Below are 17,875 nucleotides of genomic sequence, written 5' to 3' on the forward strand. Positions count from 1 at the left end.
GTATCTAGGTGAGAAACTGCACCCTTGTAATGAATAGAGCAAATATATACAAAATAGTTTGATATTTAACAAGTATTGTTAATACAATAAAAGCTCGGTACTAATAAGTTTATCGAGTTTTGTTGTATTATTTTTTTATCAAAATTATCAAAGCCATTATGGTCAATGAATGTACATAATCATAGGACTATCAAAGTACGTTAGGACATTTTTGAATGCTGAAACCTATGAATAGTAAACTTATTACTTATTATTTGTGCGTAGCGCTATATGACTCAGAACAATTAATCTAATCTAGAGAAACATGAATCTTCAGAATGTACAACCACCCCATAAGTTTATTGGTGTTGCAGTTATTTGGAACCAACAGGGACAAATTTTAATTGATCGTCGCCTTCCACAAGGAGCAATGGGAGGTTTATGGGAGTTTCCAGGAGGCAAAATTGAACCAGGAGAAACTGTTGAGGAATGTATTCAAAGGGAGATTTGGGAAGAGTTGGGAATTAAGATTGAAGTGGGAGAACACTTACTGACAATTGATCATACTTATACCCATCTCCGTGTCAGTTTAAATGTACATCACTGCCGCCATGTTGAAGGTATTCCTCAACCACTAGAATGTGATCAAGTGCGGTGGGTAAATTTGGATGAACTAGATCAGTTTACTTTTCCCCAAGCGAATACTCAAATTATTGATGTAATTCAGAGCAATGGTGTCTGGGACAAAATTTGATAATTCTAAATTATTAATTCTTAATTTGGATAAACTGGTAAAGTAAAATGAAATAATGCCCCTCCATTAGGAGCATTTTCTACCCAAATTTGACCATAATGTGTTTGAATAATCCGTTGACATAAAGATAGTCCAATACCATATCCGTCTTTTTTTTTATCCCTTTCTAAGCGAAAGCGATTTTCAAAAATTCGCTCGCGGTTATCTTCAGGAATCCCAGGACCAGTATCACCAATACTGCATTGAATTTTTTGGGTAGTCCGGTGTAATATACTAATTTTAATAGTTCCGCCTTCAGGGGTATACTTGACGGCATTATCTACAAGATTGATCAGAACTTGGCGAATACGTTCCGTATCCGCATAAACAGATGGTAAATCCTCAGGAATATCTTTTTCCACGGTGAGGAGTTTACTTGTACAGCGATCGCTAAATTCTCCAAGTATATCTAAACAGAGTTTACCGATTTCCAACTTTTGCGGTTGGATGGTAAGCTGGCGATCTTTACTACGTCCCACCTGTAACAGATCAGCAATCATACTATTCATTGTCTGCGTCTGATTGTGTGACTGCTTAAATAAGTGCATCACCATTTTTGGTGCTAAACGATGAAATACACCTTTTTCAGAATTGTAGTTGGACTTTAAAGTATCTATAGCAATAGCAACAGCAGTTAAAGGATTACGTAGATCGTGAGCTAACATGGCAATTACCCGATCCTTAAATTGTAATTCCTCTTCCAGTTTTTCTTTCTCCTGTTTTAAGCGAAAAATTTCATCCGATAGACGTATCAGCTCTGTGGAAACAGCTACCGAACGAATTGATGAGGATTTGGATTTTGGTAATACAATAGCCTCTGCGCAACTGTCCTCTTCAGTGCTTTGCAAGTTAGTATGTGATTTTAAATACGATTCTACCGCCGTTTGCCAACGAGGCCACCATATTTTTAATTGGGTGACAATGTTACTACCAGCCAGAATTTGTCTTGGTTCTGGCTGAATTTTAATTAAAGCAGGGGTGGCTACTAACTTAAAGTGTTCTGCCAGATATGGTTGTTGTCCAACATCAATAATTTGTAGTTCAAAGTCGTATGTGGCTTGCAATTCCTTTAAGTAACCACGAATTCGCTGTATCTGTTGTCGAGACTTTGGTCGTCCATCAATAAATAGTAACAGCTGTAGTGGAGCCTCAGAATAAATAGTGGTATCCTGGGAAACTTGCATCTGATCTTGCATGAGAACTAGTAATTAACCCACGACACCTGACAGCTACAGTGAGTAAAATAGACTAGCTGTGGTCGATCGCATGGTCGTCCTTATATTTTATTTGTGAATTTAATATCTATTTTAGATTTTTCACACTCCTATCCAACAAAAGCTTTTAATCATATGCGATATTTACTTACTTGTTTTGTCCTCCCTTTGGGTTTGTTGACTATTCTCGAAAATCCGGTTAATGCTGAATCTCAGTGGTCATCTTCCTGGAATCGCCATCTTTCGTCAAGGGCAGATGCAAATTTTTATACTACGGCTAGCCAACTAGTACAGAGGCAAATCAATTTGCTTGCTCGTATCGAAACGGCTCTTGTAGAACCGGATCCCAATCCTATGAGAGTTGTCCGGGGACATTTACTTCTCCAAACCAAGGCGGTAGAGAGGTTTCTCAAAGATGATTATATGCACCAAAAACCTATATGTGAGCACACAGCCAGGATTACTAGTGGTACTTCATCTACATCAAGTCAGTTGACTCGAAAACAAAGACAAATATACTGCTCTTTGTCTACTTCTAATGGGGAATTAATAAAATTAACTCCAATCATAGATAGACTCTTATCTCGTCGTGGTGAGTTAGGGTGGGTGAGAGATTTACCATTGGTGAGTGGAGAGCGACAATCCCATCCAGTGCTTTCCGTTGCGCCGATAAAGCGCCCTCATTTAGGTGAATCAGCAGTTCCTTTTTCCATTAAACCACCTAATGCTGCTTCAAGTACCCAATTTGCCATCGGTGGGAAGAGGAAAAAGGCCATAGCTAATTATATAATGCCTATGGCTCCTGCGATCGCTCCACCTCCAGAGGTCTTGAAAATTTTACAATCTGCTCGAACTGTGTTAATAGCGGCAAAGCCTGCATTCCCTGTAGGAACTAAATTTATCGATCCTCGCCAAAATCGGGCTTTTATTGATCGACGTGCTTTTGGCGTTGATGTCAAGGAGAAGAGAATTTATGCTCAATTTTTAGCAAAACCGAATACAGGAATTTTTCGGGTGTTACCACTTCAACAAGGTAATGGTTTGAGAAATCGCTTACAAGCTGGTGTGAGAAAACGTTATCCCTTTCCATCCCTAGGAAGAAAGCATAATGGTTTTACTCCTAATTTAGCACTTGAGGTTGTGGATGGTAAATTTGCGATGTTAAGCCAGGGTGTTGACTATAGTTTGATGATGGATTTGGGGGATATCCCAATGGAAAAATTGGATGTTCACTTGCAAAAAGTCACACATCCACAGCAGGATTTATTATTCAATTACCAGCCACCTAAACAGTTAGAACAGCTACAAATTGAGCGTCGGCGTTTTTTGACTGGTAAACTGCAAAAGTGGCACCAAGGAGAGGGTATCCTAGCTCAGATGCCAGCAAAAATCAACCACACTTATTTATTGCGATCGTTCCAGTTCCAATTACCTGAGATTATTAAAGGTGGTCAACCAGTTGCTTTGGGCGATCGGCTTTATCTTGATCAGTTACTAGAAATGCAAAGTAGTGATGTGATTGTAGCATTTCGACCAGTAAGCCGCCGTGCTGATGGTAGTTATACAATCCTCTGGCGAGTTTTAAAACAGTTACCTGCTCCACAAATTCAAGATTTAGAAGATTATTTGCAGTTTACAACAAAAAATTAGCTGGCAGAGATGAAAAAGTTCCACTAATAGTTGATTCTGCCTGCCGACTTCTGCTGACTTCAATCCATAGAGTTAATTTTTGTTAACAATTACCAAAAGTAACCGGGTTTGATGGTGGTTTGACGGGCAGAAGAGTCATATTCGAGGAGATACTCACGAGCGATCGCTTCATTTTTTCTCAAATTCTGGACTTCTTTTTTACCAATTTCTGTATCCGTAGATAGGAGAATTACTTGGTGGCTGGCGGAGGGAAAGTAACGTTCTACCAGGTTATTGCGGTGGGATGAGTCAAGTCTACCTAAGGGTGTATCAATGGCGACTGGTAAGTGGTGTCCGGAGATTCTGGCTAGTCCCCAGAGGAAGGCTATGGCTAGTAGCTGTTTTTCTCCTGCGGATAGGCGATGTTTGGGGACTGTTTTACCTTGTAAGTCGTAGAGAGAAAGGCTAAAGGTGTGAGTATCAATGGCGATGCGGTGAACTAAGTCGGATTTATGGAGGAGATAACGGAAGCATTCAGTAACTTCGATTTCTAGTTTATTGAGTTTACGTAGGGTTAATTTTTCCCGGAAAATCTTGATGGTTTCTTGGACTCTAGCTGCTGATGAGATGATATGTTCTCTATCTTTACGTTGAATGTTTGCCGTTGTGTATGCTTGTAAATCTTTTTTTATTTCTTTGATTTCTAGTTCTAATTCGTGAGATCGATGTTGAGCTATTTCAAGTTCTGTTTTAATGTTTATAACTTTATTTTGTGTATTTTTCAGTGCATCAGCAAGTTTTTGGTAGTCTTCTGGTGAGGCTGCTGTTTGTAATTGTCTTTCTAATGTTTCAATTTCTATTTCTTTATTTGCGAGTATTTCTATTTGTTGTTTGGCAACATTTTGAAAATTTTGGAGATAGTAAAGCAGATTACCTAATTGACTGAGGCTGTCAGCATCTGCTAGTAACCAAGATTCCTCAGGCTGGAGAAAATTAGCCCGTAATGTTTCTTCATCTTGCGCTAAAAATTGTTTAATTTTCTCTTGTTGTTCTATAACAAATCCCGCTTCACTCATCCAATTGAGTAAACGTTTATCTCTCTCAACTAAAATATCTCTAGCTGCTTGGGCTTGTTGGACGCGAAATTCTTTTTCGGCTTGGATTTGAGCTTGGTTCAGTAAGTGTTCAATTAAAGATAAAGGTAATACATTAGCTGCTAAGTCACACATCCCTTGACGAGCTTGTTCTACTTCATCTATTTTTTGTTTTTTTTGAGCTGACAATTGTTTATATTCAGCAGCGATTTTACCGCCTTCAGATGTGAATGTATCAAAAGCCTCTTGTTCTTGTTTCTCTGCTAATTCTAAGTCTTGTTGTAATATTTCTATTTGATGATTAATACTAGTATATTCAGTTTGCTTTGTTTGTAATTGTTTTTCTATTGCTTCTAAATTAGCTAAATCTGTATCGTTAGCTAATTCCTTACGCTTGCGATTGGCTAAAATTTCGATATCGACAGCTAAACGTTCTGCTAATTCTAAACCGAGAAGGGAACGAATTGCTTCAAAAACAACTGTTGGTGGTGTTTCTTGCTCCGCCAGTTCTTTTACCTGTTCGCCGTCAAATAAAAATAAATTAGAAATCCCTAAAGGTAAAAGATTTTCAATATAATCATCCCAGGTATTGACTAATTCTTCTCTCAACCAATCATCATTTTTACCAGTAGTTAATTCTAAAATTCCCAAATGATCTTTTCCATCTTGAGGATTTTTATCCCAGGTGCGTACTATGCGGTATTTGATTGGTTGATCATTTTCTATATGTTCAAATAATAACTCAACCCTGGTTTTTTCTCCTGAGTTATCTTGATGATTAACGCATTGGCTAAGAAAATCACTATAACTTAAATTTCCTCTAGTAGAACAGTCAGCACGATGTCCATAAAGTGCAAGACGAATCGCATCCATTAAGGTGGTTTTGCCGCCGCCATTCATTCCTCCTAGGAGAATAATCGGGTGAGAGTTTTCCGAGTCAATATTTGTATCGAAGTTAATGATTTGTTTTCCAGCATAGGGCCCAAAGTTTTGCAGAACAAGTTCAATAAATTTCATGTTTAAGTATATTATTTATATCTCATACTCTGGTTACTCTAGACGCAGAAATTTAGGGATTTTTCTTGATGCCAAATAGTGAAGTAATTAATTTTTCTGTTTAAATTTTGTATTTGCCCAATTTTTTGCTTTGGCAGTAGGTTCACCAGGAGAATCTGTTACTGACTCCTCATCTTTATCCTCCGTTACATCCACATCACCTAATGTGAGTTGTTTGACTTTTGCAATATCTCCTTTATCTACTGCTTCTTTTAAATCCCGTTTCAGGTAAGCATTTTTAATTGCATCTGCTTGGGAGTGAGAACTAGTTTTAAAACATTGTTCTAATGCATCATAAATTCCTACCCGTCGTGCCTTTTTGCGAAATTGACGCTCTGTATCTAAGAGTTTAGCCATCAGTTCTAAATGCATGGCATCATCTGCACAAATTTCTTCTAATACCATCCATTCATCGCTACCTAAAAGACTGTTACCAGCACCAGGACGAGGATCTATAAATTCTTCACCAGTCACTTCTTTATATATACGAGGTAAACTATCATCAAATTCGTTTTTTTGCTCTAGCCAAATACGGCGAATTTCGCTTAATTCCTCTGTCGTAATCAGGGTAATTTCGCGCATATTTTCTGGTGCCGTATGCCGGATTTGTGTTTGTGCTGTCAACACTCTGGTTAACCAATGTTCCCGCCAATATTTAGTATAAGGGCCAGGGATTGGTTCGACAGATATTTCACCATCTTTATTACGTTCAAATAGTTGAACATTACCCCAAATACGTCTAAAGTCTCTTTTATCTCGATCATCTTTTATATCTAGTTCATTGCGAATATCCAATAGAGGTTGCATCCATTCTTTTTCTTCATCATTCTGAATCATTGCCTCCATTGATTTATCCTGATTCACCATAGTGCAAACCCAACACCCAAAACGAGAATCACCACAACTGGGAGTAGTGGTATCAATCACCAAGGGGCATTCATTATCAGCAGTTGCACCACGATATAAATTGAAAAGTTCTTTATTATTCTGTCCCCAAGGATTATCACATTGGTTGAGAAAAATCCAAACATCGTTGTTACTCCAATCTTCTATGGGAGTATAAATTAAGGAATTGGGCAGACTAGCATTGGGACTGAGGTGTTCACGTAGTCTACCTGCTTGATGCTTTTTCATTGTTGCGGCTCTTTTTGAGCTTTCTGCTTTGCGAGTACCTAAAACAACAATGGTTTCACCGTTAGCACGAACCATCTCACGAATGAATTGGTTGGCTGGAGTAATTTTCAAACGCTGGGTACACCAACGAAACTGATGACGAGGTGCAGGATAACCCTTACCGATGAGATTTACCCAAAATGTATCTTGAACCACTGGTTGCAGTAAATGTGGTTCTATTGGTAATTGTTCTTTTTTTGCCGCTAATTTGAGAGTTTGTAAAGATTTACGAACCCAGGCAGAAACAATGGGATTTTCTACTAATGTGTCTGTGGTAATGACGTGTATGGTCTTAGTGCGTTTTTCTGGTGGTAGTGCTGCGATCGCATTCCATACTAGTTGTAATACAGTACTAGAATCCTTACCCCAAGAAACTCCTATAATCCAAGGTATTTCATCGCGGCAGTATAATTCTTGTATTTCTCTGGTAATTGCTTGGATATCTTCTACTAAATCTTCTACAGTTCTTTGTAGCGGTGTTGTTGGTTGCTCACCCTGAGCTTTATTTGGTGGCTTTTTGGTTGTGGTCATTTATCTGTATGTTTTCTAAACAGCACCCTTTGGTTTATTGACCCTCCACCTTTGATGCACATCAGGGTAGACAAGTTGAAATTTGAGATAAATACAAGGGCAAATTATAGTATTACATAAAAATGTACAGATAATAGTTTTTAAAAACTTAATAGACCCATACATTATGCTGTATTTATTTATATTATGCTGAGATTGTAATTTTTTGAGAATTAAAATGACCGATACCTTACCTGATCCTATAGCCGAGATTTATAGCCAGAATATCGAGCCGGAATATCGGGATAAAAAGTTACTTACTCTACTATTAAATAAATATCTTGGTAAAAACGAACAGATTCTGGTGCAGAGAACAGAGATGGGTAATAACCATGCTTATATCGGTTCTGTGACCTTAGAATGGTTCGCGGATCGGGTAAATTTTGCCTCTGCTTTACCTCTGTTGCATCATAAGTATAATCCCAAAACTGATAATATTGAAATTGATGCTGATAGTATTGATGAAATTAAACAACGTCCCCTAGATTGGTCACGTCAAGCAGCATTGGTACAGTATTTAGCAGTGCGGGAAAATCATAAATTCCCCCCGGTGTTGGTAGTTATTAACCAACCTTGGGTAGATAATCACAAAGCTCAGGAGTGGGATAAAAAGGGACAAGCAAAAAAAACTGCTGCGGAATTTACCCCTGTGGATGAAGCAGGTAAATTTGGTCTGCTGAATATTACTGAAAAAAATGTAACTATTTATGCATTAGATGGTCAACATCGGCTGATGGGGGTAAAGGGTTTAATGGAGTTGTTGAAAACTGGAAGTCTCCAACGCTACAGAAAGGATAAATCCCCCTATGGGAGTTCTTTAAGTATTGATGATTTAGTGGAGCAGTATGGGGTATCCCCTGCTCACTTACAAAGCTTACCCCAGGAAAAGATTGGCATTGAGTTTATTTCCGCAGTTGCGGTGGGAGAAACTAGGGAGCAAGCAAGGCGGCGGGTAAGATCGATTTTTGTTCATGTTAACCTCATGGCTGTTCCTTTAAGTAAAGGTCAATTAGCACAGTTAAATGAGGATGATGGCTTTTCAATTGTGGCGAGAAAAATTGCTGTTATTCATCCACTTTTAGAGCAAAGAGAGGATAGAAACCATCGTGTCAATTGGGATAGTGCAACCGTTGCAACAAAGTCAACAGTTTTGACAACTTTGCAAGCTTTAAAAGAAATGTCAGAACGATATTTAGGACATAAATATCCGCACTGGAAACCATTAGATAAAGGTTTAATTCCCATACGTCCAGAGGATGAAGAATTAGAGTCCGGTATTCAGCATTTTCAAGATTTGTTTGATAATTTAGCAGCTCTACCCAGTTACAAATTACTGGAGTATGAGGACACACCACAGTTGCGAAGATTTAATTTTGAAAAGGACGGTGGTGAAGGTAATATGCTGTTTCGTCCTGTTGGTCAAGTTGCTTTAGCTCAAGCTTTGGGAATTGCTATTTTCAAGAAAGGTTTATCACTCAAGCAGATATTTAAGAAGCTGAATCAGTTTGATAGACAAGGTGGTTTTAGTGGTATTGAGTATCCCCAATCTCTCTGGTATGGCGTTTTATATGACCCCAATAAAAAGCGCATACAGGTGGCTGGAAAAGATTTAGCTGTGAGGTTGTTGGTTTATATTTTGGGTGGCGTTGAAGATTCAATGGAACGGGCAAAACTGCGTACAGATTTAGCAAAAGCCAGAACTACGGAAAATCAAACAATTGGTTTTGATGGGAAGTTTGTTGAACCTAAAGAAGTAGGGTTGCCAAAGGTGCTGTAATTATAAAGATTATAAGTAGTTTGATAATGTGGTTTTTACTAATGTCAAAGTTTTATAGCAGAGAATAATATATTTAGTAAATTACACAATTTTTATCAATATTCTTATGCATTCCATAAATCAGGATAGTGCTGATACCATTTCATCTGAAATAAAAGCTAAATTTAGCAGCTTTATTGAATCTTTCTTTTCCAAACATTACCGAGAACGATGCTATCTAGGGCTGGTGTTTTGGCAGGGAAAGCGTAGGATGCTACAAATAAATGTACCTGCTGGTGATTTTTCTGGACTTCTCCAAGCAAAACCATCTAGTGGTAACGATCCAGATTCTGGTAAGAATCGTCCAGAAGTTAAAGGTCATGCTGAGGATATTAAACAATATATCATTGGTTGCGCCAACAAAGATAAACCATGGATTGTAGGAACATTAACAGCAAATGTCGATCCAGACGATATAGAAATTCATGAATTTGCTAGAGGTATGTGCTTAGTTGTTATTCCTCGCGGCGTAAAGTTGGATATTACAGATGGGCAACATAGAAAACGGGCGATTCATGAATTGATAGAAGGAATTGATAGCAAACTCATTGCAAATGATGATTTTCCAATTACCCTAATTCTGGAGGGTGACAAACGCCAGTGTCAAATAGATTTTAGAGATATGGCTCAGACAAAACAGCTTGATAAATCTTTGTTAGTATCTTTCGGTGAATATGAGGGTCATATTGGTATTACTAAAGAATTAATAGATAGAGTATCAATGTTTCAGGATAAAACTGAAAAAGTTAAAGCATCTCCCTCAGTCAAACATAAATTAATTTATACTACAAATTATATAGCTAGATTTGTAAGTTGTACTTTTACTAATAATACAGAAAATGAACTTAAAGATTATAACGTTGAACAGACATCAGAATCTCTAGCCTATTGCCTTAATAAATTTTTTATGAAATGTGAAAATACTCGTTATATTTCTCAAAAACCAATTAATGAATTAACAGTTGATGATATCAAAGAATTTAAAGAAAATGGTGTACTTGGTGTAAGCGTTGGTTTAGAGATTTTGGGTCGTTTATTGTATTCCACATATTCTCCAGAATATTATAAATTTGATGAAGAAAAAGTTAATCAACTAGCGCAATTAGACTGGTCAAGAAAAAATGATTTGTGGGCAAACAATATTGTTAGAAGAGATCCAAACCCGAAAAATCCAAACAATCCTTATAAAATATCATTTAGTGCGGGCGCGATCGCAACAGCAGTTGACATTATAAAAATAAAATTGGGATGGATGTCATAATTATTTAAATCCAAGGGAGAAATTTACTTAGATAGATTCCTCCTCCAACTAATTACTTTATAATGTTTTCCAACTACCGATAGCATGCTTTTCAAGGATATGATCGCGTTCGGTTTTATACTCTTCATCATTTAGCGATCGCAATTTAACATCCTACCCGTACATACATATTGTTATATACAATTCCTGATGTTGACTTAAACTTATTATTAAGTATTCAATTAGTCTCATATCTTCATAAAAATACATCATAAAATCAACTTCTATTAACTACAGCCCATCATTCCCAGCAATTTTGCGAAAATCAAAAGCAATAACAAAAATAAACGCATTTATAGTCCAACTTTTATCGGACATCATTCACTGCTAGGAATAGGGAGAACCTTTACATGAAATTAGCTTACTGGATGTACGCTGGTCCAGCTCACATAGGTACTTTACGAGTCGCCAGTTCTTTTAAAAATGTCCATGCGATTATGCACGCTCCCTTAGGGGATGATTATTTTAATGTCATGCGCTCAATGTTGGAGCGGGAGCGCAATTTTACCCCTGTAACAACCAGTGTAGTTGATCGCCATGTTTTGGCGCGGGGTTCCCAAGAAAAGGTTGTGGATAACATCACTCGCAAGGACACGGAAGAAGCACCGGATTTAATTGTCTTAACCCCTACTTGTACATCCAGCATTTTACAAGAAGACCTGGAAAACTTTGTGGAACGGGCACAAATGGAGTGTAAAGGGGATGTGCTGCTGGCTGATGTCAACCACTACCGAGTGAATGAATTAGAAGCAGGCGATCGCACTTTAGATCAGATTGTCCAATACTACATCAATAAAGCCCGGAAAAAAGGAGAACTCCCGGAAGGGAAAACAGCCAAGCCTTCTGTCAATATTATTGGCGTTTCTACCTTGGGTTTCCACAATCAACATGACGCTACAGAGTTGAAGAAACTCATGGATGATTTGGGAATTGAAGTTAATTTATTACTTCCAGAAAGTGCATCTGTTCATGAGTTGAAGAATTTACCACGGGCTTGGTTTAACCTTTGTCCCTACCGGGAATTGGGCTTGATGACTGCTAAATACTTAGAAGCAGAGTTTGGTATGCCCTACGTAGATATTACCCCTATGGGTGTTGTGGAAACTGCTCGCTGTATCCGCAAAATTCAGCAGGTAATTAACGCCCAAGGTGCAAATGTAGACTATGAAAATTTCATTGAAGAACAAACCCTACATGTATCCCAAGCAGCTTGGTTTTCCCGTTCCATCGACTGTCAAAACTTAACTGGTAAGAAAGCCGTGGTATTTGGTGACAATACCCATGCGGCGGCAATGACTAAAATTTTAGCCCGAGAAATGGGTATTCACGTAGTTTGGGCGGGAACCTACTGTAAATATGATGCTGATTGGTTCCGGGAACAGGTAAGTGAGTACTGTGATGAGGTAATTATAACCGACGATCATGGGGCAATTGGAGATGCGATCGCTCGTGTGGAACCAGCGGCGATTTTCGGTACTCAAATGGAGCGTCACGTTGGCAAGCGCCTGAATATTCCCTGCGGTGTAATTGCTGCACCCATCCACATCCAAGACTTCCCTATGGGTTACAAACCATTCATGGGTTATGAAGGGACAAACCAATTAGTCGATTTGGTATACAATTCCTTTACCTTGGGTATGGAAGACCATTTATTAGAAATATTTGGCGGACATGATACCAAGGAAGTAATTACCAAAGGGATTTCCGCTACATCCGACTTAAATTGGACGAAGGATGGTTTAGCTGAGTTGAACAAGATTCCCGGTTTTGTTCGCGGTAAAGTTAAGCGCAATACTGAGAAATTTGCTAGGGAAAGGGAAATTAAGGATATTAACGTTGAAGTATTATATGCAGCCAAGGAAGCGGTAGGAGCTTAAATCAGTTAACAGTTATCAGTTATCAGGCGTTGCTGGTTTACTAGTAACGCTTGAAGGTTAGGACGAATTGAGAAGCTACAATGTAGATGTAGCAATATTTTTATCTCCTGAATTGAAAATGAGGAGTCGGGAATCGGGAATCGGGAGTCGGAAAGAGGTATTTTTATCCTTGGTGGTGAAATTGTTTCATCGGGGCTGCTTCCTGCAATAAAACTGATAACTGATTATTTGCCTTATTCGGTAATTTTCTCTGGGATAAATATGCAGACTAGCCAAAAACTTTCCCTACCAGTTATGGGTTGCGGAACTTGGGCATGGGGGAATCGACTGCTGTGGGGATATGATCAAAGTATGGATGACCAATTGCAGGGGGTGTTTAACCTCTGTGTCAGCAATGGCGTTACCCTATTTGATACGGGAGATTCCTACGGTACAGGTAAATTAAACGGACGTAGCGAGCAACTTTTGGGACGCTTCACCAAAGCATATCAAGGGACAAACCAAGAAAATATTTGCATTGCTACCAAATTGGCTGCCTATCCCTGGAGATTAACCCGTCAATCTATGGTTAATGCTAGTAAATCTTCTGCCCAAAGGTTAGGGAGAAATATAGATTTGGTGCAAATGCATTGGTCTACAGCTAATTATGCACCTTGGCAGGAAGGAGCACTTTTAGATGGTTTGGCTGACCTTTACGAACAGGGATTAGTTAGGGGTGTCGGATTATCGAATTATGGACCCAAAAGATTGCAATGGGTACACACAAGATTTAAGGAACGAGGTGTTCCTATTACAACTCTCCAAGTCCAATATTCATTGCTGTCTACCTATCCTGTGACTGAATTGGGTTTAAAACAAGTATGCGATGATTTGGGGATAAAATTGATTGCCTATAGTCCTTTAGGATTGGGTATTTTAACGGGGAAGTATGCTGATAAAAGTAAGTATCCTTCAGGTATTCGGAGTTTTCTGTTTCAGCAGTTAATACCCAAGGCTCAACCGCTTTTATCCTGTTTGCAGAAGATAGCAGAATCTAGGCATAAAACGATGTCCCAGGTGGCTATTAACTGGTGTATTTGCAAAGGTACTATTCCTATTCCTGGAGCAAAAAATATAGAACAGGCACAGCAGAATATCGGTGCTTTGGGCTGGCAATTGGATAGTGGTGAGGTTGAGGAATTAGATCGAGTTGCGGCGAGTTTGGAGAAAAAAATGGTGCAGAATATCTTTCAAACAAAATAATCTGATTTTGGATTATCTAACATCTAGGGGAACTCTTTATCATCTTTCATGCAATTAGTCAATTTATAGATAAACTTCAATTTATCTATAAATAGGGCTTGCTGAAAAAAGAGAGAAAGTAGTTATTGTGGGAATATCAGACCAGAGAAATATATTCAGATGCAAGAATATAGGGGAAGGTAGATTCTTTTTTCCTCCCTTATCTACTTTCCCTATCCCTCTTGAGGGATTATGGGGGGTTGTCATCCAAGTCTTACCAACAAACACCCAATTGTAAAAAGCCTACCCCTGCCCCCTGCTCCCTGCTCCCTACTCCGTGCTCCCTGCTCCCTACTCCCTACTCCCTACTCCCTACTCCCTGCTCACTGGGGTAGGCGATAATGTTGAGCAATATAGTAAAAAAATCGGTAGTAGTCGTTAAATTCGGAGCTAGGGGCTTTTCCCTGCCAATAATATTTCACGCCTCCTTGATTAAATTTGATGGCAACTATACTTTCGGTTGTTCCTATTTCCACTGTCATTACCCCAGCAATTCCTTGAATGTTTTTAAAGTTGGGATTAATAGATTTTTTTCTATTGCTGCTTGTATTAGTATTTGTGAGCAGCTGATTACCTGCCCAACCGCGAATTTCTACAGATTTTTTTTGTGGTGATATAAAAACAATGCCATCATCATTATCTGGTTTCACCTCTTCCCAGTTACTAGGATAGGGAAATTCAAATCCATAACGGGAATTTTTGTATGTTTTCCAAGAATTTCTCTCCCCTTGGAAACTTGGTACACCACATGCGGATAAAGCCAATGAGAGAATGAGTGGGTAAATCCTCCAATCAAAGTTCCAAGCAATAGCTTTTGTACTGATAATCATAAAAAATATTAATTAATTTGTAAATTTATTGAAATTGTGGATATATGCCAACAATAATACTGAATCAGATTAGTTTATTAAATTTTTTACTATTTTCATCTCCAATCCATCACCTCGGCCAAAAATTTTGTTGTCTAAGAAACAAACTGAAATACATTATGTTTTTCTCGCCTTCTTAATTTCTAAATTATCTAAAAATTAGGCACTCCCTAGGAAAAATCAGGGGTTTGGCATTGTTTCGCAGAGGCAACAATAACTGTATTCAAAAATCAAACGTAAATAAATGTAACGAAATAGCCGTCAAAACGTTTTGCAGTCTTGACAACTAATGTGGGAGCAGATAACGTAAGATACATACCCGGGTAAGACCAATGAAAAGTTATATGCAAACTAAGCAAAAGGTCACTTTGTATTTATCACCAGAACTGCACAAAAGACTAAAAGTTCGTTCAGCAGTAGATTCCGAGCCGATGTCAGATTTAGCAGAGCGTGCGCTTGGCTTTTATTTGGCAAATTCGGAATTAGTGGATGAGAGTCAAGTTAGCTATGGCGGAACTCATAGAGTATATTCTTGTCCTACTTGTGATAGTCCTTTACTCATCCGTGATCATGAGTTGGTTGCTTTAGGAAATCAACCAGGTGTAGTTCCTTCCGAACCAATATCTTCTATTGAAGAAACTATTGAAGAAAAACAAGAGAGCGAAGTTTGTCCTCAGAACGAAGAAGAACTGGTTCCTTGCTAGATGGAAATTGTGAATTATTAATTCATAAATTCTTAAGTTTTAAACAAACTGATAACGATGTCTGTACTGTCTTTATTAGGTCTCAAGTAGGTTGATGTATGAAAGAAGAGCTCAACATTCTCATTCAAGCTCAATACCCTTTAATCTACCTTGTAACCTCGGAGGAAGAGCGGGCTGAGCAGGCAATTTCTAACATTGCCCAAGCATCGAAACCACAAAGAAGAGTCTATGTCTGGACGGTTACTCATGGCATCGTAGAGTATGGTCAACCCCGGAATGTCACTCAGCATAATACTGTTTCCCCAGAAGCGGCGATTGAGTGGATTATCCGACAAAGGGAACCAGGTATATTTATTCTCAAAGATTTGCATCCATTTATTGATGCTCCGGCGACCACAAGGTCTTTGCGTGATGCGATCGCAGGCTTCAAGAATACGCAAAAGAATATTATATTAATGTCGCCCATGCAGCAAGTTCCCATAGAGCTGGAAAAGGAAGTAGTGGTTCTAGATTTTCCTTTACCAGATATGGGAGAATTAAATAAAGTTTTAACTAATCATCTTCATAGTAACCGTGGACGCAAGTTGGAAACAGATGCGCGAGAAAGGCTTCTCAGGGCAGCTTTAGGTTTAACAAAAGATGAAGCGGAAAAAGTCTACCGTAAGGCACAGGTAACTTCTGGAAGATTGACGGAAGATGAGGTAGATATAGTCTTATCGGAGAAAAAACAATTAATCCGCCGCAATGGCATATTAGAGTACATCGAAGAAGATGCAACCATTGATGCTGTTGGGGGCTTAGAAGAACTGAAAAACTGGTTAAAGCAACGCTCCAATGCTTTTACAGAAAGAGCTAGGGAATATGGATTGCCCCAGCCAAAAGGTATGCTAATTTTAGGAGTCCCTGGGTGTGGTAAATCTCTGATAGCAAAAACAACTTCCCGATTGTGGGGTTTACCAATATTACGTTTAGATATGGGGCGAGTATATGATGGTTCTATGGTGGGGCGTAGTGAAGCGAATCTACGTAACGCCTTAAAAACAGCCGAATCCATATCTCCAGCCATCCTATTTATAGACGAATTAGATAAATCTTTTGCTGGTAGTGCTGGTTCCGGCGATTCTGATGGCGGTACTTCCAGTCGAATATTTGGCTCTTTCCTTACCTGGATGCAGGAGAAAAAATCCCCAGTATTCGTGATGGCAACTGCAAACCGAGTTGAACGTTTGCCAGGGGAATTTTTAAGGAAGGGTCGCTTTGATGAAATTTTCTTTGTGGATCTGCCCACTCCTGAAGAACGGCAAGACATTTTCACTATTCACTTGAGTCAGCGTCGGGAAAATATTGACCGGTTTGACTTGGAACAACTATCAAAAATGTCCGACGGCTTCTCTGGTGCAGAAATTGAACAGGCGATTATTGCGGCAATGTACGAAGCTTTTGCCCAAGATCGAGAGTTCACCCAATTAGATATTATTGCTGCGATTAAAGCTACATTGCCACTGTCTCGAACGATGCAAGAACAGGTAACAGCCTTAAGAGACTGGGCAAGACAACGGGCAAGACCCGCCGCAGCCTCTGTCGCTGAGTATCAGCGCATGGAGTTCTAAAAGCTTTCCTCTGCTACCACAGAGGGAAAGGTTAGCTATTATAGCTAGCAATTCTCAAAAATACCGCGTTGAATTGGCGTGGTGTTACCCAAAAAACGTTGTCCTTTTTCTCAATCTTCTTCTTTAGGAGGAAACCCAAATGTCACATTTTAGCACTCTGCGTACCAAAATCACTGAATCTGAAATCCTAACTTCTTCCTTGCGCGACCTTGGTATTTCTGTGAAGACTGATGCAGATGTCCGTGGTTACAATGGTCAACGCGTTCGTGCCGACATCGTTGCTGTTTTAGAAGGCGAATATGACTTAGGTTGGTCTCGCAACAGTGATGGTTCTTTTGACCTGATTGCGGATCTTTGGGGTGTTGCTAAGAAGCATAACCAAACCGAGTTAATTAACTCCATTAATCAGAAGTACGCTGTTAACAAGACTTTAAATGAAGTGAAGCAGCGTGGCTTACAAAATGCCAACGTGAAATTGGTATTGCAATAATATTTCTGTTGCGCGTTCCCAAAACAGCACGGGTTTAACTATTCACATAGTAGTTAGCCCGGTTTTTTCTCAGGACTAGAAATAATCTAGTCCCTTTTTATATATGTAAATTATGCGAGTTCGGATTGAAATTACTAGGGTTGGAGAAGTAAAACCTACAATGAAATAATCTTTGAGCGCATCTCCTATGGAAATTTTCGAGTGGCTGAAATTTTTGGCAGCATCTTGAATTTATTATTATATTTTTCCTTAAAATGAAACCCGAAAAATGATTGATAATGTTGGGTTCTGTTCCTCAACTTACTTTTTTATGCAAAACATCCCCATTTTATATTCACCCATCATGCTATAAATTGGTATAAAAAGTCAACCAAAAAAACCTTAATTCTTCGTTCTGCAAACTGTATATTTGACTACAGT

At 38.8% G+C, this 17,875-nt stretch carries 13 protein-coding genes; 9 read left to right on the forward strand and 4 right to left on the reverse strand.

What is annotated here, in order from left to right; all coding sequences use genetic code 11:
• Positions 1–304: 304 nt before the first annotated feature.
• Positions 305–733 (forward strand): 8-oxo-dGTP diphosphatase MutT, encoded by a 429-nt coding sequence (gene mutT / locus CALSC_RS06290; RefSeq protein ID WP_088240536.1) that lies wholly within the window; start codon positions 305–307, stop codon positions 731–733.
• A 20-nt stretch (positions 734–753) separates the two neighbouring features.
• On the opposite strand, the gene CALSC_RS06295 is transcribed toward mutT, so the two are convergent.
• Positions 754–1,956 (reverse strand): histidine kinase, encoded by a 1,203-nt coding sequence (locus CALSC_RS06295; RefSeq protein ID WP_088240590.1) that lies wholly within the window; start codon positions 1,954–1,956, stop codon positions 754–756.
• A gap of 165 nt (positions 1,957–2,121) precedes the next feature.
• On the opposite strand from CALSC_RS06295, the gene CALSC_RS06300 reads away from it, so the two are divergent.
• Positions 2,122–3,636: a hypothetical protein gene (locus CALSC_RS06300; RefSeq protein WP_088240591.1), complete on the forward strand. Its 1,515-nt coding sequence runs from the start codon at positions 2,122–2,124 to the stop codon at positions 3,634–3,636.
• An 89-nt stretch (positions 3,637–3,725) separates the two neighbouring features.
• On the opposite strand, the gene dndD is transcribed toward CALSC_RS06300, so the two are convergent.
• Together dndD and dndC are read right to left on the reverse strand one after the other, a co-directional pair.
• Complete coding sequence (gene dndD / locus CALSC_RS06305) at positions 3,726–5,726, reverse strand: DNA sulfur modification protein DndD (RefSeq protein WP_088240537.1); 2,001 nt, start codon at positions 5,724–5,726, stop codon at positions 3,726–3,728.
• 87 nt (positions 5,727–5,813) lie between these two features.
• Complete coding sequence (gene dndC, locus CALSC_RS06310; protein WP_088240538.1) at positions 5,814–7,469, reverse strand: DNA phosphorothioation system sulfurtransferase DndC; 1,656 nt, start codon at positions 7,467–7,469, stop codon at positions 5,814–5,816.
• Between the two features lie 217 nt (positions 7,470–7,686).
• On the opposite strand from dndC, the gene CALSC_RS06315 reads away from it, so the two are divergent.
• From CALSC_RS06315 to CALSC_RS06330, 4 genes are all read left to right on the forward strand, one after another.
• Positions 7,687–9,285 carry a DGQHR domain-containing protein gene (locus CALSC_RS06315; RefSeq protein WP_088240539.1) on the forward strand — a complete coding sequence of 533 codons (1,599 nt, stop codon included), beginning with the start codon at positions 7,687–7,689 and terminating at the stop codon, positions 9,283–9,285.
• A gap of 106 nt (positions 9,286–9,391) precedes the next feature.
• Positions 9,392–10,585, forward strand: coding sequence for a DNA sulfur modification protein DndB (locus tag CALSC_RS06320; protein WP_088240540.1), 1,194 nt, complete (start codon positions 9,392–9,394; stop codon positions 10,583–10,585).
• A 389-nt stretch (positions 10,586–10,974) separates the two neighbouring features.
• Entirely contained in the window at positions 10,975–12,501 is a 1,527-nt protein-coding gene (bchB, locus tag CALSC_RS06325; protein WP_088240541.1) for a ferredoxin:protochlorophyllide reductase (ATP-dependent) subunit B, read from the forward strand.
• A gap of 261 nt (positions 12,502–12,762) precedes the next feature.
• A complete protein-coding gene (locus CALSC_RS06330) occupies positions 12,763–13,743 on the forward strand; it encodes an aldo/keto reductase (RefSeq protein ID WP_088240542.1) in 981 nt (326 codons plus the stop codon).
• 362 nt (positions 13,744–14,105) lie between these two features.
• Here the strand turns inward: CALSC_RS06330 and CALSC_RS06335 are convergent, their stop codons facing one another.
• Positions 14,106–14,612: a hypothetical protein gene (locus tag CALSC_RS06335; RefSeq protein WP_235006702.1), complete on the reverse strand. Its 507-nt coding sequence runs from the start codon at positions 14,610–14,612 to the stop codon at positions 14,106–14,108.
• 383 nt (positions 14,613–14,995) lie between these two features.
• Between CALSC_RS06335 and CALSC_RS06340 the strand changes: the two genes are divergently transcribed.
• The 3 genes from CALSC_RS06340 (at position 14,996) to CALSC_RS06350 (ending at position 17,455) form a co-directional block, all read left to right on the forward strand.
• The gene (locus CALSC_RS06340) at positions 14,996–15,355 is read left to right on the forward strand and encodes a hypothetical protein (protein ID WP_088240543.1); all 360 of its coding nucleotides are present in this window, start codon (positions 14,996–14,998) and stop codon (positions 15,353–15,355) included.
• 98 nt (positions 15,356–15,453) lie between these two features.
• Positions 15,454–16,965 (forward strand): stress-responsive protein Ycf46, encoded by a 1,512-nt coding sequence (gene ycf46 / locus CALSC_RS06345; RefSeq protein ID WP_088240544.1) that lies wholly within the window; start codon positions 15,454–15,456, stop codon positions 16,963–16,965.
• A gap of 139 nt (positions 16,966–17,104) precedes the next feature.
• Entirely contained in the window at positions 17,105–17,455 is a 351-nt protein-coding gene (locus tag CALSC_RS06350) for a DUF1257 domain-containing protein (RefSeq protein ID WP_088240545.1), read from the forward strand.
• The last annotated feature ends 420 nt before the right edge of the window (positions 17,456–17,875 follow it).

The organism is Calothrix rhizosoleniae SC01, assembly GCF_900185595.1.
Taxonomy (GTDB): Bacteria; Cyanobacteriota; Cyanobacteriia; order Cyanobacteriales; family Nostocaceae; genus Calothrix_A; species Calothrix_A rhizosoleniae.